Origin of the sequence: Hoeflea sp. (assembly GCF_039975035.1) — a bacterium.
Taxonomy (GTDB): Bacteria; Pseudomonadota; Alphaproteobacteria; order Rhizobiales; family Rhizobiaceae; genus Hoeflea.
In genome coordinates, this window is the sequence record NZ_JBDWHW010000123.1 from 1 (window position 1) to 20,460 (window position 20,460).

Annotated in this window: 18 protein-coding genes; 8 read left to right on the forward strand and 10 right to left on the reverse strand. The window is 59.3% G+C overall.

The features are described from left to right. The first annotated feature begins 221 nt into the window (after window positions 1–221). From ABJN75_RS10440 to ABJN75_RS10465, 6 genes are all read left to right on the forward strand, one after another. A complete protein-coding gene (locus ABJN75_RS10440; RefSeq protein ID WP_348439417.1) occupies window positions 222–1,334 on the forward strand; it encodes an ABC transporter ATP-binding protein in 1,113 nt (370 codons plus the stop codon). A 13-nt stretch (window positions 1,335–1,347) separates the two neighbouring features. Next, window positions 1,348–2,214: an ABC transporter permease gene (locus ABJN75_RS10445; RefSeq protein ID WP_348439449.1), complete on the forward strand. Its 867-nt coding sequence runs from the start codon at window positions 1,348–1,350 to the stop codon at window positions 2,212–2,214. After that, complete coding sequence (locus ABJN75_RS10450; protein WP_348439419.1) at window positions 2,214–3,071, forward strand: ABC transporter permease; 858 nt, start codon at window positions 2,214–2,216, stop codon at window positions 3,069–3,071. The genes ABJN75_RS10445 and ABJN75_RS10450 overlap by 1 nt, the downstream gene beginning before the upstream one ends. A 27-nt stretch (window positions 3,072–3,098) precedes the next feature. Continuing rightward, window positions 3,099–4,721: a GMC family oxidoreductase N-terminal domain-containing protein gene (locus ABJN75_RS10455; protein ID WP_348439421.1), complete on the forward strand. Its 1,623-nt coding sequence runs from the start codon at window positions 3,099–3,101 to the stop codon at window positions 4,719–4,721. 1 nt (window position 4,722) lies between these two features. Then, complete coding sequence (locus ABJN75_RS10460) at window positions 4,723–6,027, forward strand: FAD-binding oxidoreductase (RefSeq protein WP_348439423.1); 1,305 nt, start codon at window positions 4,723–4,725, stop codon at window positions 6,025–6,027. 119 nt (window positions 6,028–6,146) lie between these two features. After that, window positions 6,147–6,713, forward strand: coding sequence for a gluconokinase (locus tag ABJN75_RS10465; RefSeq protein ID WP_348439451.1), 567 nt, complete (start codon window positions 6,147–6,149; stop codon window positions 6,711–6,713). A 54-nt stretch (window positions 6,714–6,767) separates the two neighbouring features. Here ABJN75_RS10465 and ABJN75_RS10470 read toward each other — a convergent pair whose 3' ends face one another. Together ABJN75_RS10470 and ABJN75_RS10475 are read right to left on the reverse strand one after the other, a co-directional pair. Continuing rightward, window positions 6,768–7,475, reverse strand: a complete 708-nt coding sequence (locus ABJN75_RS10470; protein WP_348439425.1) for a type 1 glutamine amidotransferase — start codon at window positions 7,473–7,475, stop codon at window positions 6,768–6,770. Window positions 7,476–7,554: 79 nt separating this feature from the next. Next, window positions 7,555–8,466: a choline/ethanolamine kinase family protein gene (locus ABJN75_RS10475; protein ID WP_348439427.1), complete on the reverse strand. Its 912-nt coding sequence runs from the start codon at window positions 8,464–8,466 to the stop codon at window positions 7,555–7,557. Window positions 8,467–8,567: 101 nt separating this feature from the next. On the opposite strand from ABJN75_RS10475, the gene ABJN75_RS10480 reads away from it, so the two are divergent. Beyond that, complete coding sequence (locus ABJN75_RS10480; RefSeq protein WP_348439429.1) at window positions 8,568–9,200, forward strand: methyltransferase domain-containing protein; 633 nt, start codon at window positions 8,568–8,570, stop codon at window positions 9,198–9,200. 12 nt (window positions 9,201–9,212) lie between these two features. On the opposite strand, the gene ABJN75_RS10485 is transcribed toward ABJN75_RS10480, so the two are convergent. From ABJN75_RS10485 to ABJN75_RS10505, 5 genes are all read right to left on the reverse strand, one after another. Further along, window positions 9,213–11,654: an FAD-dependent oxidoreductase gene (locus ABJN75_RS10485; RefSeq protein WP_348439431.1), complete on the reverse strand. Its 2,442-nt coding sequence runs from the start codon at window positions 11,652–11,654 to the stop codon at window positions 9,213–9,215. Continuing rightward, window positions 11,651–12,547: a phosphotransferase gene (locus tag ABJN75_RS10490; RefSeq protein WP_348439433.1), complete on the reverse strand. Its 897-nt coding sequence runs from the start codon at window positions 12,545–12,547 to the stop codon at window positions 11,651–11,653. Before ABJN75_RS10490 ends, ABJN75_RS10485 begins: the two co-directional genes overlap by 4 nt. A 3-nt stretch (window positions 12,548–12,550) precedes the next feature. Then, entirely contained in the window at window positions 12,551–14,575 is a 2,025-nt protein-coding gene (locus ABJN75_RS10495; RefSeq protein WP_348439435.1) for an ABC transporter permease subunit, read from the reverse strand. A 2-nt stretch (window positions 14,576–14,577) separates the two neighbouring features. Further along, entirely contained in the window at window positions 14,578–15,600 is a 1,023-nt protein-coding gene (locus ABJN75_RS10500) for a betaine/proline/choline family ABC transporter ATP-binding protein (RefSeq protein WP_348439437.1), read from the reverse strand. 167 nt (window positions 15,601–15,767) lie between these two features. Next, a complete protein-coding gene (locus tag ABJN75_RS10505; RefSeq protein ID WP_348439439.1) occupies window positions 15,768–16,754 on the reverse strand; it encodes an ABC transporter substrate-binding protein in 987 nt (328 codons plus the stop codon). Window positions 16,755–16,994: 240 nt separating this feature from the next. On the opposite strand from ABJN75_RS10505, the gene ABJN75_RS10510 reads away from it, so the two are divergent. Next, window positions 16,995–17,759, forward strand: coding sequence for a DeoR/GlpR family DNA-binding transcription regulator (locus ABJN75_RS10510; protein ID WP_348439441.1), 765 nt, complete (start codon window positions 16,995–16,997; stop codon window positions 17,757–17,759). A 6-nt stretch (window positions 17,760–17,765) separates the two neighbouring features. Here the strand turns inward: ABJN75_RS10510 and ABJN75_RS10515 are convergent, their stop codons facing one another. The 3 genes from ABJN75_RS10515 to ABJN75_RS10525 form a co-directional block, all read right to left on the reverse strand. Then, on the reverse strand, window positions 17,766–19,271 hold the full coding sequence (locus tag ABJN75_RS10515) for a mannitol dehydrogenase family protein (RefSeq protein ID WP_348439443.1): 1,506 nt from the start codon (window positions 19,269–19,271) through the stop codon (window positions 17,766–17,768). Continuing rightward, a complete protein-coding gene (locus ABJN75_RS10520) occupies window positions 19,271–20,044 on the reverse strand; it encodes an L-iditol 2-dehydrogenase (protein WP_348439445.1) in 774 nt (257 codons plus the stop codon). Before ABJN75_RS10520 ends, ABJN75_RS10515 begins: the two co-directional genes overlap by 1 nt. Next, window positions 20,044–20,460: TOBE domain-containing protein (locus ABJN75_RS10525; protein WP_348439447.1), on the reverse strand; the 417-nt coding region annotated here is incomplete at its 5' end. The genes ABJN75_RS10525 and ABJN75_RS10520, both read right to left, overlap by 1 nt.

Below are 20,460 nucleotides of genomic sequence, written 5' to 3' on the forward strand. Positions count from 1 at the left end.
ACCGACGAAGACATCGACAATCTGAAGTTTTTCGCCAACATCCCGGCCGGCGTCGAGGACATGGAAGGCAAGACACTCGAGAAAATCAAGGCTGCCACAGGCTCCGAATAAGGCTGGCCTTAAGCTTTTCTGCTCTTGAGACAAGCGTGACCGCGCAATCCGATTTGTGCGGTCACGACCAAAACTCCGAAATCTATCGACGACACGGCACTGGGTACTCGATGCAATCATCCACCGAGAACGATCTGGAATGTATTCAGGTCAAGAAGCACTTCGGCTCGGTGCGAGCCGTTGACGATGTCTCCTTTGAAATTCCCAAGGGATCCTTTTTTTCCATCCTTGGTCCGTCAGGCTGCGGCAAGACAACCCTGATGCGGATGATTGCCGGATTCGAGCAACCGACTTCCGGTGATATCAGAATCAAGGGGAAGTCCGTTATCGGAACGCCGCCAAACCGGCGCAACGTGAAGATGGTGTTTCAGCACCTGGCGTTGTTTCCGATGATGAATGTCTATGAAAACATCGCCTACGGCTTGCGCTGTACGGGGGCATCCAAGGATGTCATCCGCACCAAGGTGCATGATGTTCTCGAACGTATTTCGCTGCCTGATGTCGCGGGTCGCGAAATCAGGCAGTTGTCAGGCGGCCAGAAGCAGCGCATCGCGATTGCCCGCTGCATGGTGCTGGATCCGGATGTGCTGCTTCTGGATGAGCCGCTCGGCGCGCTCGATCTGAAGTTGCGCGAAGCCATGAAGATCGAACTTAAACTGCTTCAGCACCAGTTTGATACCACCTTTGTCTACATCACTCACGACCAGTCTGAAGCATTGGTGATGTCCGACCATGTCGCCATCATGGACAAGGGCAAGTTCGTTCAGATCGGCACGCCGCAGGAGCTTTACCACAAGCCGTTGGCAGCTTTTGTCGCCGGTTTCGTTGGGGATACCAACCGGTGGGCGGGCCGGGTCACCCGCGTCGAAAATGGCGCCGTGGAGGTTGAGACCGAAGCCGGTCTGACGATGCGTGGCACTGTTCGCGGCGCGGGTGCTCCAAGTATCGGCGATGCTGTGAACGCATTTGTGCGGCCCGAATTCATCAGGGCGGAAAAAACCGGAGGCTTAGTCCGAAAGATCGATGCCGGCCAGAACGTCATTGAGGGAAAGGTCGACAGCATCCTGTTCAACGGCGCCAACAGCCGTGTTCTTGTCAGGGACCGGGCGGGAGAGCTTATCGAAGCTGATGTCGTGGTGACGGGCGGGACAGAGGATCTGAAGCCCAGAGATGAAGTCACACTTTCATGGTCGGCGGAGCAGACCATGAGTTTCAAGGTATGAGGGCGGTCAGATGATGCAGAAGGACATCAAGCGGCTGTCGCTTTATCTGCTTTTTGCACCGTTCGCACTGTGGATCGCGCTGCTCATCATCCTGCCCCATCTGGGCATGTTCTACATTTCGCTGCGGGAGAAAGTCGCGCCGCGAGTCTATGAATTTGGGCTCGACAATTATATCAATTTCTTTACCGAGCCGATCTACTGGAATACGCTGATCCGCACCGGGTCGATGTCTCTGCTGGTGACCATACTGGCGCTGCTGCTCGGGTTTCCGATAGCCTATTACATCGCCAAGATCGCCGGTAACCGGACGCGCGGCGCGCTGTTCCTGATGTGCCTGATCCCGCTGTGGGTCAGCGATCTCATTCGTGCTTTCGGCTGGATCCTGCTGCTGCGGGAAACCGGCATCATCTCCAGTAGCCTGCAGTGGGCTGGCGTGATCAGTACGCCGATCGAGTTCTTGTACAATGATGCAACCGTTATTGTCGGCCTGGTCTACACCGTGATCCTGTTCATGATTGTGCCGCTGGTTTCGACACTTGACGGAATGGATGATTCGATGATCGAGGCGGGATACAATCTCGGTGGCAACGGCCCGACGGTATTGCGCCGGATCATCATCCCCTATGCCATGCCCGGTATCGTCTCGGGCTGCATTGTCGTTTTCATGCTGACCGCCGGAAGCTATCTGACGCCGATTCTGCTTGGTGGAAAGAACTCCAGTTGGTTCACCGAGCAGATCTATGATCAGTTCATCACCCGCTACAATTGGGAATCGGGTGCCGCATTCGGCTTCCTGCTGCTGGCATTCACGTCGCTGGTGGTCTGGTTCGGTCTGAAACTCTCAGGGCAGACGCTCAACAGCACAGTGGCGAGAAGCTGATGGCTATCAAACCCAACACTGTTTTTCTTTCCGGCTATCGTGTTTACGTGGCGGCGTTCTTCGTCTTTCTCGCTGCGCCGCTGTTTGCCGCAGGCATGTTCGCTTTCAACGATTCCGTTTTTCCGTCGCTGCCTTGGCAGGGCTTCACACTAGACTGGTTCTTCAACGATACGGAGCCGAAGCTCGGGATGTTTCATGACCGGCGATTGCTGCGCGGTCTGTATTATTCCTTTGTCATCGCAAGCTGCGTTTCGTTGCTTTCGGTTTTCGTGGGTACCTGCAACGCATTCCTGTTTGTGCGCTGCAAATTTCCGGTGAAGGACTTTTTCTACATCATGATGGTGCTGCCGCTGGTCATTCCCGGCGTGATCCTCGGCATCTCGATCCTGTTGCTGGCGAGCTCCATCGCCAATGGCGTGGAGGAAAGCCTTTCCCTGGATCTGGATTTTCTGCGTCCGGGGATCGTCCTTGTTGTGCTTGGCCAGTTTTCCTTCATCACCACGATCACATCGCTGGTGATCATTGCCCGGCTCAAGAAGTTCGATGAATCGATGGAGGAGGCGGCCTTCAACCTTGGCGCCAGCCGCGCCCGTGTTCTGCGGACGATCACCCTGCCGTTCCTGTTCCCGGCAATGGCGGCGGCGGGCATCGTGGCGTTTCTGGTGTCGTTTGAAAATTTCAACACCACGCTGTTCCTGGTCGGCTCCGAAGCGCCGTTGACGATCACCATGTATGACCGGATGGTCAAGGTCGGCTCGACGCCGGTGCTCAATGCGGTGTCGTTCTTCCTGATGGTCGGCTCGGCTCTGCTGGCTCTGGTCTCGATCCTGGTTCAACGCGACAAACCCCAAACCTGAGCTCCAGAACCTGAGAGTGGCGCACCAGTGCAAATCTATGACTTCGTGATTGTTGGCGCGGGATCTGCCGGTTGCGTGCTGGCGAACCGGTTGACCGAGAACGGCAAATACTCGGTGCTGCTGCTTGAAGCGGGCGGCCATGACAAGAATTTCAAGATCTGGATGCCGATCGGTTACGGCATGGCTTTTTACGACAAGCGCATCAACTGGATGTACACATCCGAGCCTGACCGCAACACCAACAATCGCGTCAGCTACTGGCCGCGCGGCAAGGTGATCGGCGGATCTTCGTCCATCAACGCCATGGTCTATATCCGGGGCCATCCGGGTGATTTCGATGACTGGCAGGCGTTGGGAAATCCGGGTTGGGGCTGGAACGATGTGCTGCCCTATTTCAGGAAGAGCGAGACCAGCGATCAGGGCGCAACCGAATGGCGCGGCGGTGACGGCCCGCTCTATGTCTCGACCATGGAGCGCGACCTGCACCCGACCTGCCAGAACTTTGTAAAGGCCGGCGAGGAGTGCGGGCTCACTTACAATCCGGATTTCAATGCCGTTACCAACGAGGGTATCGGATTGTATCAGAACACGGCGAGAGGCGGGTTTCGCATGTCGGCAGCGCGGGCTTATCTGCATCCGGCGCGCAGACGATCCAATCTGACCGTCATCTCGCGCGCACTTGCCACGCGGATCCTGTTTGAGCAACAGCGTGCCACCGGTGTTGAATTTGTACGCAATGGCAAGGTCGAACAGGTCCATGCGGGGCGCGAGGTGATCGTCTCCGGTGGGTCGGTGAATTCGCCGCAACTGCTGATGCTGTCCGGCGTCGGCCCGGCCGATGTTCTCAAACGTCATGGCATCGACATCGTGCGCCAGCAGCCGAATGTCGGCCGGCATCTTCAGGACCATCTCTGCATAGATCACACCTACAAGGCGAGGGTCCGGACGCTCAATGACGAACTCCGTCCGCTGCATGGCAAGCTGTGGCATGGCCTGAATTATGTCTTGCGCCGCCGGGGGCCGCTGTCGCTCGGGGTCAATCAGGCCGGCGGTTTCATCCGCACGCGGCCGGAGCTGGAACGGCCGAACATGCAGCTCTATTTTTCGCCGGTCAGTTACACGAAGGCGCCGCCCGGCAAACGTCCGCTGATGAGCCCCGATCCATTTTCGGGGGTCATCATGGGTACGCAGCCGACCCGGCCCACCAGCCGCGGGCATCTGGAACTTAGATCTTCCGATCCATTCGATGCGCCTGCGATTCACCCCAATTACCTGTCGACCAATCATGATGTGGCGGAACAGCTCGAAGGCGCGCGGTTCCTTCGCAAGCTCGCCGCAACCCCGGCGCTGGCCCAGATCCTTGACGAGGAGATCCGGCCCGGACCACAGGTTGAGACGGACGAAGAGATGATCGCCGACATACGGGCGCGGGCGGGAACAGTGTTTCATCCGGTCAGCACCTGCCGGATGGGCGAGACCGAACGCGACAATGTGGTCAACAGCCGGCTCCAGGTTCACGGCCTGGCAAATCTGCGGGTCATCGACGCTTCGGTATTCCCGACCGTGACCTCCGGCAACACCAATGCACCAACGATCATGGTCGCCGAAAAAGGCGCTGACATGATCCTTGCGGACCACGCGGGAGCTTAAGATGGCGGGTTCAAGTGATTGTTTCAGTCCGGGTTTCAAACCCGCGCCCTACTGGTGGGAGGCAAGCCCGCAGGAACCGGACAGGCAGACGCCGCTGCCTTCCTCTGCGGATGTGGTCGTCATTGGCGCGGGCTATACCGGGCTGCACGCGGCGCTGCAGACCGCACGGGCAGGTCTGGATACGGTGGTGGTTGACGCGGAAGCGGCCGGCTTCGGATGCAGCACCCGCAATGGCGGGCAAATCTCGACAAGTGTCAAACCGTCATTTTCGGTGCTCAAGCGGCGGTACGGCGAAGATCTTGCGGTCCGTACCCTGAAAGAGGGGCAAGCCTCGCTCGATCATGTCGCTGATTTCGTCACAACCGAGAAGCTCGATTGTGATTTCGGTGTGGTCGGGCGCTTTCATGGCGCCCACACAAGCGGTCAGTATGACAAGCTGGCGCGGGATTGCGAAGCCCGCCATCCTGGTTTTGAAACCGGCGCGTGGATGGTGTCCCGGGACCGACAGCGCACGGAGCTCGGCACAGATGCCTATCATGGCGGGATGGTGCTGCCACGCCATGCCAGTCTTGATCCGGGCAAATATCATGCGGGCCTTTTACGCGTCGCGCGATCTGCGGGCGCAAACATTGTCGGGTTTTGTCAGGTCAACGATCTCAAGCGCACACCCCAAGGTTTCGAGGTTTCCACGTCGAAAGGCACGATGCGGGCCGGCAAGGTCATTGTCGCGACAAACGGCTATACCGGCCCATTGACGCCCTGGCAGCAGCGCCGGGTGATTCCGATCGGATCTTATGTGATCGCCACCGAGGAAATTCCGGCGGACACGATGAACCGGTTGTTTCCCACCGATCGCATACTCTCCGACACCCGGAAACTGGTTTATTATTATCGCCCGTCGCCGGACCGGAAGCGCATCCTGTTTGGCGGTCGTGTTTCGCTTCAGGAAACCGATCCGCGCAAGAGCGGCCCGAAACTGCTCGCCGAGCTGGTACGGCTGTTTCCAGAGCTTGCGGAGATCCGCATCAGCCATTCCTGGGCCGGTATTGTGGCTTTTACCTTCGACACGCTGATGCACTGCGGCGAGGATAACAACCTTTTCTACGCCATGGGCTATTGCGGCTCCGGCGTCGGCATGGCGGGGTATCTGGGATCCCGGGTCGGGAAAGTGGCTGCGCGGGTCGACAAGGATCTTGGCGCATTTGGCGATATCCCGTTTCAAACGCGGCCGTTTTATAGCGGAAAACCATGGTTCCTTGGCCCGTCGGTTGCAGTTTACCGGCTGCGGGACCGGCTCGGGATATAGATCCTGGCGCCGGGCATTCCTATTCTGACCGGCGTCGACTATCTTTTGGGTGACGCAGGGCCTGATCGCAATTTTGTTGTCTGGCTTGATGTGCAGTGCTCCGGGAGGGATTGTTGAGCGTGTCGGATGGAGGGCAAACAGGGCAGAATGTCCCGGCCCTGTTCTTTGTCTTCATGGGTGTAAGCGGCGTCGGCAAATCGACGATTGCAAAGGCTGTCGCCGACGCACTTGGCGGCGCCTTTGTCGAGGCCGATGACCTGCATCCCAGCGGAAACGTCGAACGAATGCGGGCAGGCCTGCCGCTGAGCGATGAGGATCGCTGGCCCTGGCTGAGCAAGGTCTGCGACACGGCGATGTTGCGAACCCCGCCGGTGATGGTTTCGTGCTCGGCACTCAAGCAGAGCTATCGCAATTTCATTGCATCACTGCTGCCCGGCGTTGTTTTCATCCATCTGACCGGGCCGAATGATCTGATCCGCGAGCGCATGGCCAGCCGGAAAGGCCATTTCATGCCGGTTTCCCTTCTCGACAGTCAGCTTTCGATACTCGAGGCGCCGGATGAAAGCCCGACCTCTCATTGTCTCGATATCACGAAACCGCAAATGGAGACTGTCGCCGAAGCCATTTCGATCTGCAGACAGCATCTGGAACCGCCCGAGGTGAGCGGAGAGGCTTTCACTCCGTGATGACCATTGAGCCGCCATCACGATGGAGTTTTGTGGGCGGTATTTTAGCCGAGTCTAATTTGTTATCCGGGACATCCAGTTCGTGTACAGGCTTGTCTGCAAACTGCTGAGTTCGGTTTCGAGCGCGGCCAGATCGTCAAACACCCGGTCAACGGCGTCATGCCCGATTTCCTGCCGTAGCATTTCCTCACAATCCTCGATCTCGTACCAGTTACGAAGGGTGCCCGAATCCATCTCGGCATGAAACTGAACCGAACTTGCGGTTTCGCCCCATTGCATGGCCTGAACGCCGCAACTCCCGGAGGCGGCGAGAATTTCGGCGCCTGCGGGCACCTGGCTGATTTCCGCGCTATGCCACTGAAAACATGGGAACCGACTGGAAACGCCGCTGAGCAATTGCGGGTGCCCGAGCTTGTCGACGTGGAGCAACCCGATTTCTGATTCATCTGCCTGACTGATTTTTCCACCGAGCACGTGGGCGAGCAATTGATGGCCGAGGCAAATGCCGAAATAGGGCATCTTGCGATCCAGCAAGGCGTGCCGGATTACCTCAATTTCGCTGGCAAGCCAGGGAAGTTCACCGGTTTGCCAGACCTGCATCGGCCCGCCCAGCACCCAGAGGCCATCAATGTTGCTCAGGTCGACATGGTCGATTTCAAGCGGTGCATTGCAGGTGACAAGCTGGTGTCCGTCGCGCTCGAACATCGCCCTGAATGCGCCGGCATGCTCTTTTTGTGAATGCTGAATGACGAGGAAACGCATTGAACAATCCAAATTGACGGTATGGTGCCGGGATTTCCGATGTCGAGTTTTCCGGCAGCAAGACAGATGGAGCTTAAACTCAGGCGGTTTGCAAGGTTTCAAGGCAATCGGAAAATTCGGGGCTGGCCATCAGCGATCTGCAGCGGGCAAAGCGGCCGTCTGCATAAGCGCGGAAATCCTCCGCGGGATTATCGTTGGCGAGCTGGATCAGGCCCCACAAAGTCCACAGCAGGTCGCACATTGCCTTGTAGATCACCATCCGGGCATGGTCGGCGGCCTCCGGTTTGCCGCCGGAATAGGCTTCCATGAGCGCCCGGTCCTGCTCGGCGTCAAAGCCGGCTTCAACGGAGAGGTCGCCAAGGTCCCACATCGGATCGTTCATTCCGGAGTATTCCCAGTCGACGATGAAAATGCGGTCGCCGGTATCAAGAAAATTCTCGCACAACGGATCGCAGTGACAGGCAACCAGCTTGGCAGGATTGCGCGCCAGCGCCGCCCGCACGATCTGGGCTTCGCCGACCACATCATGATAGCCGTCGGGCAGCGCCACATCCTTTGTCGCCAGGATAGCCAGATAGTCGTCGATCATGGCGAACAGCTCGAACGTGAAGGGAAATTCGGCGCCTGAGGTGTGAAGTTGCCGAAACGCTTCGCCAGCCCTGCGGACGGCGCCGATATCGGCGCGAAACCCCTCCGGCGTCATGGTGGTGGCGCCTTCGATGAATCTGGTTGCCATGATCCCTGTTTGCGCGTCGGCGTGGATGATTTCAGGGCTTACGCCGGCTTTCGCGGCGGCGCGCGCGGCCGCGGCCTCGTGGCTGCGGTTGATGTATTCCTCGGTGCCGGCGCCAGGCAGGCGAACACAGGCCTGACCAACACGGAAAACCAGATTGGTCAGCCCGCCCAGGCGCTCGACGGGGCCGGTGTAACCAGCCAGCGACGGGATCCGGGAGAGGCTGTCGCGAAGCTGGGTTTCGGTTTCATCTGACATGGCGGAGCGCCTCCTCTTTCTGTTTTCCGGTTCCGCTACAGTTCCACAAAGTCTTTGAAAAGGCTATGGTAACAGGCAATTGATTGAGAATGGAGCTGGTGATGACCACGGAAGACAAGACAGCCCGGCTTGGGGCTGTGTATCAGGCTGAAAATCCCGCGGACGTTGCCCGCGTCTATGATTCCTGGGCTGAAAAATACGATGCCGACATGTCGCTGGCTGGATACCGCCACCCCGCCATCTCGCTGGCAATTCTGGCACGGCATGTTCCCAAGGGAGCAAAACCCTTGCTTGATGCAGGTGCAGGTACGGGATTGATCGGCGAGTGGCTGGCGATCACCGGTTTCGGAGATGTCGAAGCGCTCGATATCTCTTCGGGCATGCTCTCGGTGGCCGAGCGCAAGGGTGTTTACAAGGCTCTGCATCAGGCGGCGCTCGGCACCACGCTGCCGTTTGCGGACAATCAGTTTGCAGCTGTGATTTCCGCCGGTGTGTTCACCACCGGCCATGTCGGGGTCGAGGGGCTGGATGATCTGTTCCGGGTCTGCGCGCCGGAAGGGATCATCGTTCTCACGATCAAGGACGCGCTTTGGCAGTCGGGATTCTGCGCGCGGATCAGGGAGCTTGAAGCCGCCGGAGTTTGCACCCTGATTGACGACACCGGACCCTATGTGTCGATGCCCGGCGAGGAAGGAACCACGCCGAGTCGCTGCATTGCCCTGAAGGTCATGTGAAACCCAAAGGGATCAGGCTTTCACCCGCGTGTTGGCCGGATCCAGGAATGGCTTCAATCCGATTTTGGCAGGAACCCGATCAAGCGCTATGACCAATTCGTAGTTGCCGTCCTGCAAGAACTCGTCGGTGACGCCTGCCTCATTGCGGACATATCCGTAGCCGATGCTTTTGCCGATGGTGTAGCCATAACCGCCCGAGGTGAGGTAGCCGACCGGTTCGCCATTGCGCAAAATGGTTTCGCGGCCCAGCAGAAGGGCATCGGGATTATCAATGACAAAGCCGGCGAAGCGTTTGGGAAGCGGCTGGCCTGCGAGCGCCGTGAGGGCTGCTTCGCCGATAAACCCGGTATTCGAATTGCGCTTGACTGCCCAGCCAAGACCAGCTTCGAAGGGAGTGTCATTGGGCGTGATATCCGAACCCCAGGCGCGGTAGCCCTTCTCAAGTCTCAGTGATTCAAGTGCGCGGTAGCCGATGGGACGGATCTCCCAGGGCTTTCCTGCCTCCATCAAGGCGTCGAATACTTCGCCTGTCGCTTCAATCGGGATGTGCAATTCCCAGCCCAGTTCGCCAACATAGGTGACGCGCAGCGCGCGCACCGCGGCCCGCGCGATTTCGATCTCGCGAACATGGCCGAAGCGGAATGTCTCATTGGAAACGTCTGCATCGGTGACACTTGCCAGCACATCGCGGGCATGCGGCCCCATCAATGAGAGAGTGCCATAGGCCTCGGTAATGTCGTCGATCCGGACGTTGGCGCCCTGCGGCACATGTTCGCGGATCCATGCCAGGTCGTGGGTTCTGAACCCGGTGCCGGTGACGACGTAGAAGCGGTCATCTGAAAGGCGAGCCACCGTCAAGTCGGCCTCGATGCCGCCGCGGGTGTTGAGAAGCTGCGTGTAGGTCAGTCGTCCGGCGGGTTTGGTCACGTCATTGGCACAGATGCGATTGAGTGCCGAAAGCGCGTCGCTGCCGCTGATCTCGTATTTGGCGAATGAGGATTGATCGAAGATGCCGACCTTTTCGCGCACATGCCGGTGTTCGTCGCCGACCGCGTCAAACCAGTTCTGGCGTCCCATTGTGGGGATGTCGGCAGCCTCCATGCCTTCCGTGGCAAACCAGTTGGGGCGTTCCCAGCCGAGTTTGGAGCCAAAGACGGCACTGTGCGACTTGAGCCGCTCATAAAGCGGAGAAACGATGCGCGGACGGCCGGACTCGTATTCGACATGGGGAAAGCCGATAGCGTAATGCTTGCCATAGGCTTCCAGCGTCCGGTCGTTGACCCATTGCCGGTCGTTGTGCATCTCGGAAAATCGTCGGATGTCGACCACCCAGAGATCAAGCGGGGCCTCGCCGTCGATGACCCATTGCGCCAGCACCCATCCGGCGCCGCCGCCAGAAGCGATGCCAAAGGCATTGAAGCCGGCGCCGACGAACATATTGGAGCATTCAGGCGCTGCCCCGAGAATGAAATTGCCGTCAGGGGTAAAGCTCTCCGGGCCATTGATCATCTGCTTGATGCCGACATTGCCCAGTGCCGGAACCCGCTCCATCGCCTGCGTCATGTGCTGCTCGAAATGGTCGTAGTCATCGTCGAACAGCTGAAACTCGAAATCATTGGGCACGTCGCCCGTGGTCCAGCCTTGCGGATCCGGCTCGTAGCCGCCGAAGGAAAGTCCGCCGACTTCCTCCTTGAAATAGGTGCGCCGGTCGGGGTCGCGAATGGTTGGCGCATCACTTGAAAGTCCGTCGATCTTTTCGGTGATGACATATTGATGCTTGACCGGCTGCAGCGGCACATTGATGCCCGCCATGACGCCGATCTGGCGCGCCCATTGCCCGGCGCAGTTGACCACTTTCTCGCAGGCGATGTCGCCCTTGTTGGTCTTGACCGCAAGAATGCGGCCGTCCTTCATGTCGAAGCCGGTAACCCGCACGTTCTCGAAAATCTTCGCGCCATGCATGCGCGCGCCCTTGGCCAGAGACTGGGTGATGTCCGACGGGCTGGCTTGTCCGTCGGTGGGAAGCCAACTGGCGCCGACCAGATCATCAACCTGCATCAGCGGGAACTTTGCCTTGGCTTCCTGCGGTGACAGCAGTTCCATGTCCATGCCGAAGCTTTGCGCCGTTGTGGCCAGCCGACGGTATTCGATCCAGCGATCCTGGTTGGTGGCAAGCCGCAGGCAGCCCGACATCTTCCAGCCGGTCTCAAGCCCGGTTTCCTGATCGAGCCGCTTGTAGAGATCGACCGAGTATTTGAGCACCTTTGTGATCGATGCGGAGGAGCGCAATTGTCCCACTAGGCCCGCGGCGTGCCAGGTCGAGCCCGAAGTCAACTGACCCTGCTCGAGCACAATGACATCGACCTTGTGATCGCGCGCCAAATGATAGGCCGTGGAACAGCCGATAATACCGCCGCCAATGACGACGATTTGAGCTCTGTCCGGGAGTGTCATGGCGATGTCTTTCCGTAGGTCGAATGGTATTGGTCAAGAGCCGCATCCAGGCGAACGAGGTTCTCGACGGTATAGGCCTGGTAGTCGACGCCCGGTGCATCAAGATGCAGTTCCGAGACGAGGCTCCACATTGTTTCGCGCAACAGTGATGCGCATTGCATGGCGTGAAAGGACCGGGTTATCGCAGGATCGGGCCGGCAACCCAGCGCAGCCTCAAGCAGAACATGGGCTTCATCCCCGGTCATTTCGGCGTTGGAAGCGGCGCCGGCAATGTCGAACATGGCGGTGGAGAAGCCGGCATATTCAAAGTCAATCAGCCAAAGCTTGTGGCCGTCATCGAGGAAATTTGCGGGCAGCAGGTCATTGTGGCCGAAGATGATCGGCAGCGGGGCTTGCGCGGCTTCGAGAGTGCCGGAAAGTTCAAGCCACGCTGGCAGTTGGTCGGCCATGCGCGAGCCGCCCGCTTTCAACGTCCGGGCATAGTCGCGGATCACGTGGAAGACCCAGAATATGAAACCGGCGCCAGCGACGTGGTGCGGCATCGTCTTGTGGAACTCACGGATGAGGTGACCGACCCGTTCAGCGTTTGCCTGGATATCGGCGGCATCGAAGGTTTTCGCTTCGAGGAAAGCCGAAACCATGATGCCGGGTTCGGAATATTCGACGCGCGGCGCAAATCCCGCGGCATGGGCCGCACGGGCGGTCATGACTTCGCGGGCACGGTCAACATGGTGAAACGGAAAGTCCCGGCCGAGGCGAACCACGTGCCGCCCTGTAGCGTCGGTGACAAGCCAGCTTTCATTGCTCAAGCCGCCGGTCAGTGGTTCAATCCCGGCGACGTTGGAGAAGCAGGGCAGGTCACGGATGCGATCAAGGGAAGTGCGATCTTTCATGGTCTACTCCAGACCCAGGCGACGCCGGGCATGGCTGGCGCCCGCCGAGATCAAACGATCGGCAATAATGGCGATGGCAGCGATCGACAGGCCCGCGACCAGACCGCGCCCGGTGTCTGCCTTGGTCAGTGCGATATAGACTTCCTGACCGAGATCGCGGGTTCCGACCAGCGCTGTGATGACCAGCATGGACAGCGCGAACATGATGGTCTGGTTCAGTCCAAGCAGGATCTCGGGCAGCGCCAGCTTCAAACGGATGCGGGTGAGGATCTGCCACTCGGTGCACCCCATGGCGCGACCGGCTTCAATCAGTTTCGGGTCGACCTTGCGGATACCAAGAGCGGTGTAGCGGATGGCGGGCGCAATCGCGAAAGCCACAACGGCGATCATGGCGGTGAAGTCACCGACCCGGAACAGCATCACCGCGGGCATCAGATACACAAAGCTCGGCAATGTCTGCAGCGTGTCGATGGCAAGCTGAACCCAGGACCAGACCCGGTCGCGGGTTGCGGCGTAGATGCCGATGGGCAGCCCGATCAGTGACGCAAGAATGGCCGAGATTCCGCACAGGTATACGGTGATCATCGCCTTTTCCCATTGGCCGGTGGCGGCGATGAAACTCGACAAGGCACCCGCCAGCAGCGCCAGCCGCCATCCACCAAGCCGGAAACCGGCAAATGACAACAGGGCCGCAACGCCAAACCAGGGCAGGTCACCGAGAAAGCGCTTGAAGGGGATCAGCACATTGAGCAGCATCGCGTTCTTGATGGCTTCGAGGCTGTCGAAATAATTGATGTTGATCCAGGCGACGACTTCCGACCAGAATGTGCCGGTCGATAGCTGCAGAGCTTCGGGATAGGTGTGGATGCCCGGAACGACATATCCCAGGGCTGTGGCTATGACCACCAGGCCCAGTGCCGCGGTGAGATAAGGGTAGCGTGTCAAAAACCCGGAACCGCGGACCTCGGCGGAGGGTGCGGAGAGTTTATCGGCCGCAGCCTGGCTAAGCCGGTCCATGGCGATGGCTAGGGCAACGATGGCGAAGCCGGCTTCCAGGCCGGCGCCGAAATCAAGCCTTCTCAGCGCTGCCAGCACATCGAAGCCCAAGCCGCCGGCGCCGATCATCGAAGCGATGATGACCATGTTGAGTGACAGCATGATCACCTGGTTCATGCCGACCATCAGGCTTTCGCGGGCGGCGGGCACCATCACCCGCCAGGTCATCTGACGCTCGGTGCAACCGACCATGTTGCCCAGATCAATGATCTCGGAAGGGACGGCGCGCAGGGCCAGGATGGCGATGCGGGTCATCGGCGGCGTGGCGAAGATAAGCGTTGCAATGACCGCCGCCGTTGGGCCAAAGCCGAACAGGAAAAGCACAGGGACCAGATAGGCAAACACCGGGATTGTCTGCATCAGATCGAGCAATGGCGCGATCAGGCGTTCAAACCAGCGCCACCGCCAGGCGGCGACGCCGAACAGCAATCCGAAAATGACACCCAGCGGCGCTGCGACGAGAATCGAGGCAAGGGTGATCATGGCGCTGGTCCATTGTCCGAAGACTGCCAGAAACAGAAAACAGCCGCCTGACAGCAGGGCCAGAGACCTGCCGCCGAGCCAATGTCCGAGCAGCATGACCAGACCGACGACAGCGATCCATGGCAAGGGCGGCACGATCTGGATCGCCGATGATCCACTGCCCTCAAGAAAGCCGGTGGACAAAAGGCTTGAGGCCAGGGTGTAGGGAACCTCCAGAACGGCGGAGACAAAGCGGGTGAATTCGGTGAACGTGAAAAGGCCGAAACTGGCCTCGTCGATCAACCATTTCATCGCGGTGCTGATCCACTTGGCCAGAGGCACGGTAAAGGCCTTGGGATAGTCAAAAGCGGCCTTCGCTATTGGCTTTCCATACAACCAGAACGTTACAAAGGCAGCGATCGCGATCATCCAGGCAACAGGCAGCCGAAACCCTGGGCGCGCAGCCCGCCCTGCATCGGTTTCCAGAACTGGAGCGCCGGGCATCGCCATGGTCAGCCCTGCAACATCAGTGTGACAACGGCATCGCGGTCGAGACGGCCAATGATTTTGCCAGCGTCATCGGTAACCCCGAGATGCGTCACGCCGTCAAGAAAAAGGGGAGCTGCCTCGGCAATGTTGGCGCGGGCGGAAACCGTCGGCCCGCCCGGGTTTCCGGCTTCGTCCGAAACCATCAGGCTTTGGGTGCGGATCACCTTGGCGCGGGCCACATTGCGCGTAAATTCGGCGACATAGGATGTGGCAGGTGTCAGTACGATTTCTTCCGGAGTGCCAGCCTGGACGATTTCGCCATCCTTCATGATGGCGATCCGGTCGGCAAGGCGGATGGCCTCGTCAAAGTCATGGGTGATGAAAACGATTGTCTTGTGCAATACCGTCTGAAGACGCATGAACTCGTCCTGCATTTCCCGTCGGATCAGGGGGTCGAGCGCGGAGAACGGCTCGTCAAGAAACCAGATTTCCGGTTCGACGGCGAGCGAGCGGGCAATGCCCACTCTTTGTTGCTGCCCGCCGGAAAGCTGCCGGGGAAAGGCGCTTTCCCTGCCGGCCAGACCGACCAGTTCAATCATCTCGCCTGCGCGTGCTTCGCGAGCCGCCCGGCTCATGCCCTGGATGTCGAGCGGAAAGGCGACATTGTCGAGAACGGTGAGATGCGGCAACAGCGCGAAATGCTGAAACACCATGCCCATCTGGTGCCGCCGGATTTCGATCATCCGTGCCTGCGAGGCATTCAACAGGTTTTCGCCCTTGAACAGCACGTCGCCGCCGGATGGCTCGATGAGCCGGGACATCAGTCTGACCAGTGTTGACTTGCCGGATCCCGAAAGCCCCATGATGACGAAGATTTCACCCTCGCGCACGTCCAGGTCGACCTGCCGGACGGCGCCGACCAGGCCGGCTTCGGCGATAGCTTCGGAGTCCGGGCGTCCGTTGTGCTCGGCAAGGAAACTGGTGGCATCAGGGCCAAACAGTTTCCAAACATTGCGGCAGACAAGCTTGGCTTCAGGAGTGGTCATGAACAACTCGGTCGGAGACACATGAGACTATGACTAAACGACAGGCTCTGTGCCGGGCGCGATCTGTCGTATCGGGAAAGGACAGGGGATCTGGCGGCAACCGGACCTCAAGGTCCGGCCGCCGATTTTTCCGGGCAGAAGGGAGCGCATCAGGCTCCCCGCTCAGTTTACTTCTTGACCCAGCCCGACCAGCGGGCTTCATTGGCGCCCATCCATTCAGCCACAACGTCGGACACGGACTTGCCGTCAAGATCGACTTCGGTGATCATCTTGCCCATCTCGTCATTGTCGATGGTGAAGGCCTTGATCGCGTCGTAAGCGCCGGGCCACTTGTCCTTCACGCCAGCCCAGCCGACTTTCCAGATCTCGCCGAACGGCTTGCCGCAGTCATAGGCCATGTCAGGATTGAGGCCGGTTGCAGCGTCATTGTAGCACTCGGCGGAATATTCCGGGAACTCGACCCATTCGCCCTCATACTTGGCTGGCGCCCAGTGAGGTGCATAGATCCACAGCATGATCGGCGCCTTGCGCTGATAGGCACTTTCGAGTTCGGCGAACAGGGCCGCATCAGTTCCGGCATGGATGACTTCGAACGGCAGGTCGAGCGCTTCGACGCGCTCGTCGTCGAATCCGCCCCAGGTCACGGGTCCGCCAAGATAACGGCCCTTGGGTGCGGTTTCCGCTGTTGAGAAGGCTTCTGCGCAGGCTTCATCCTTGAGGGCTTCCCAGTTGGGCAGGCCCGGGCACTTTTCAGCCATGTATGATGGATACCACCATTCTTCCTTGGCTTTCATGCCGGTCGGGCCGAAGTTCTCGACCTTGCCGGTGGCGGTGGCTGCGTCCATGGCTTCGCGGCCGGTGGTTTCCCACATTTCCATGGCCACATGCAGGTCGCCGGTTTCCAGCCCCGCGAACTGGGCCAGGTAATCGGCCTGAACATATTCAATGGAATAGCCGGCCTTCTTGAGTACTTCGCCCATGATTTCGGTGGTGATCAACTGACCGGTCCAGTCATGGAGCGTCAGTTTGATCGGATCAGTGGATTCCTGAGCCAGCGCCGAAGCGGAAAGGCCTAAGCACGAAGCACCCGAAATGACGAGCGCTGCGGTCAATTGCCTCAAAGTCCGGCCGGAAAATATATTGGCTGAATGCATGTCGAGCCTCCTGTTCACCCTGTTGGATCCCGCATCCCGGCGCTTGCCCACAGATATCAACATGATCCTGCGGCAGCGCACCCGTGCGCGGCTTGTTAACCTTTCAATCCCACACCACGACCCGATCCTTGTCAATCAGTTCTGTGGTAATTTTTAGTTTTGATGACCGATTATGTTTGTTTTGATTGATAATGTGGCGGTTATCGCCTAGAAAACAGGCAGGTCAGAAGGTGTATGCCGATGCTGTCAAAACGTCATACCGAGATCATGCGGATACTGGCCGACGAAGGCACCGTAACCATCTCCAAACTTGCCGCCCGGCTTGGCGTATCGCTTGAGACCGTGCGACGTGATGTCCGGCCGTTGACGGAAAACGGATCCGTTTTGAAGATGCATGGCGCGGTAGGGTTGGCAGGACAGGTTGGCGAAGCGCCGTTTCAGCGACGCATGCGCGAGAACGCCGGCGCCAAGCGCCGGATTGCGCGGGCGATGGCGCAACAGATCCAGGACGGCGATTCGGTGATGCTCGACACCGGCACCACGACGAGCTTCGTCGCGCGCGAATTGCTTGGCCACAGACGCCTGACCGTTGTGACGAACTCCTCCGACATCGCCCGGACGCTTGCGACGGAAAATGGCAACAAGGTCTACATGGCGGGCGCTGAACTCAGAAGCGATTCAGGCGCGGCCTTCGGAGCATCGGCCATCGAGTTCATCGCCAAGTTTTCCGTCACCCACGCCATTATTTCCGCCGGCGCCATCGATGCCGGTTCAGGTGTGATGGATTTTGATCTCGAGGAAGCCGAATTCGCCCGAATGATGCTGTCACGCGGTGACCGGACTTATGTTGTGACGGACCACACAAAATTCGGCCGCCGAGGCCTTGTTTCGGTCGCGGGTTTTGAAACCATCGGTCATCTGGTGACCGATTTGCCGGTGGTTGAAGAGTTGGCCGCTGCGCTCGATGCGCACGACACCCGGCTTATTGTGGCTGGGGCTGTCTGAAACGGATCATCTGGCCAGATAATCGGCCAGCACCGTTCGGGTCGAGCTCTGCTGAAGACGTTCCAGCGCCGCGGAAAAGGCGCTTACGAATTCGCCCGATCCGGCGACCGAACCGAATATGTCCGGCATCGCCAGGAATTCGCGTGGGTCCTGGCGTGCTGCCAGCGCGCGCTCGGTCAAACGCGTGGCATTCGGGTCATCGATTGCCACGGCTGAACCGTCGTGTGCAGCTGCGCAATAATGCGCCCAGAGGGCCACTTCCAGCGCCAGTCCGTCGATCGACTGGCCGGCTTCAAGCCGTGCAGCGATGGTGGGCAGGATGAATTTGGGCTGCCGGTTGGAGCCATCCAGACACAACCGCGGTATGGTGTCACCCAGAGCCTGGTTCGAAAACCGCTTGGCGACGAGAGCAACATAGCCGGTCAGGCTGACGCCTTCGATAGCCGGGACGGTGGGAAGGATTTCCTCGACGGTCAGCTTGTTGAGAAATCCGGCGATCAGCGGATCGGCCATGGCGTCGTGGACATAATGATGGCCGAGCAATGCGGAGGAATAGGCAATGGCCGCGTGGCCGCCATTGAGTATCCTCAGCTTCATCAGTTCATAGGGCGCGACGTCCTTGACGAATTCGACGCCGACCTTTTCCAAGGACGGACGTCCTTGCGGAAAATTGTCTTCCATGACCCATTGCCGGAATGGCTCGCAGACGACGGGCGCGGCATCCTCTATTCCGAAACGGGTGCGGACCAGATCGATTTCGCGGGCGCCGGTCGCGGGGGTTATGCAGTCCACCATCGAATTGGGAAACGCCACGTTTTCGCTGATCCAGTCCGCCAGTTCCGGATCGATCAACCGCGCCAGACCCAGGACGGTGGCGCGTGCCACGTGGCCATTTTCCGGCAGATTGTCGCATGACATCACCGTGAACGGCGGGAGCCCCAGCGACCGGCGCGCCTGCAGCGCGGCTATGATGACGCCAAACACGGTTTGAGGCTGACCGCTTGCGCCGACTTCACGGACAATAGCGGGATGGGTGGGATCGAAACCGCCAGTTTCGGCGCTGAGGAAGTAACCACCTTCGGTCACCGTCAGCGACACGATGCGGATTTTCGGATCCCGCATCGCTGCAATCAACGCATCGGGGTCGACGTCGATGAAGTCGATCATGGAGCCGATGACACTGGCGCGGTAGCCTTCCGGGTCCAGTTCCACGACAGTGGTCAACCAGTCCTGCGGCGCCAGTTTTGCCCGCATGGCCCTGTCGAAACCCATAATGCCAGCGCCGACGATCGCCCAGTCGGAGTTCTCGCCCAGTTCAAACAGGCGATGAAAATAGCTGGCCTGGTGGGCGCGATGAAAATTGCCGACCCCGACATGCAGAACACCTGCGGTCAAAGCCTGCCGGTCATAGCCGGGCGTACTCACTCCGGCTGGTAACATGGCAAGGGTTTCAGCGCGCAATGCTGTGGCGGCGGTGGTTTGGTTTGGTTTGTTGAGATGAGGGTCAGGCATCAGTTCATCCAGTTCCCGCCGTCGACATTGTAAGTCTGGGCGACGATGTAATCGGCATCCGCAGTGGCCAGGAAAACCGCCATTCCGGTCAGATCTCCGGCTGTGCCCATGCGTCCAAAAGGAACGGCTTGGCCGACAAGCCGCTTCTTCTCACCCGGAGCCAGGTTTTCATGGCGGGCGAAGAGTGCGTCGACGCCATCCCAATGCTCGCCATCGACCACGCCGGGTGCGATCGCGTTGACGTTGATGCCATGCTTGATGAGGTCCAGTCCGGACGATTGCGTGAGACTGATGACGGCGGCCTTCGTGGCGCAGTAAACCGCTACCAGAGCCTCACCTCGCCGCCCCGCCTGGCTTGCCATGTTGATGATCTTGCCGCCGTTACCGCGGGCAATCATGGACTTGGCCACAGCCTGAAGCGTGAACAGGGTGCCTGCGACATTGATCGAAAACAGCCTGTCGAAACTCTCGCGGGTGATTTCGACAATCGGTGCGAGGTCAAACAGCGCGGCGTTGTTGATCAGGATGTCAATACCATCACCCCGGTCAGCCACGAATTTGACGGCATCGTCGATCGAGGTCTGATCGCGGACATCAAGGTGAACCGCGAACGCCTGTTCGCCGAGCCGGGATGCGGTCCGGGTTGCCCGCTCAAGGTCGATATCAGCAATGGCGACCAGAGCGCCTTCCGCAACGTAACGTTCGGCGAAGGCCTGACCTATGCCGCGAGCGGCGCCGGTGATCATGGCGGTCTTTCCTGCAAGGCGTGGCATCAGATGGCCATTCCGGTTGCGTCAAACCTGTAGATTCTGCTGGAGTCCGGGGTTAGCCAGACCGTATCGCCGTGCCTGACCTGGATCTCTCCGTCGGCACGCACATTTACCGTTCCGAGAACGTCGGTGTGGACGTGGAGGAAGGTGTCCGAACCCAAATGTTCGGCCACGCCGACCGTGCCCTTCCACTCGCCTTCGGTTGTCGAGATCGCAATGTGTTCGGGCCGGAAACCGATGGTCCTGGCGCCAAGCTTTTCAGCCGGCGCCCCCTCTACCAGGTTCATCTTCGGAGAGCCGATGAAGCCGGCGACAAAGATGTTCTTGGGGGTGTTGTAAAGCTCCATCGGCGAGCCAACCTGCTCGATGTTGCCCGCGTTCAGAACAACAATCTTGTCCGCCATGGTCATGGCTTCAAC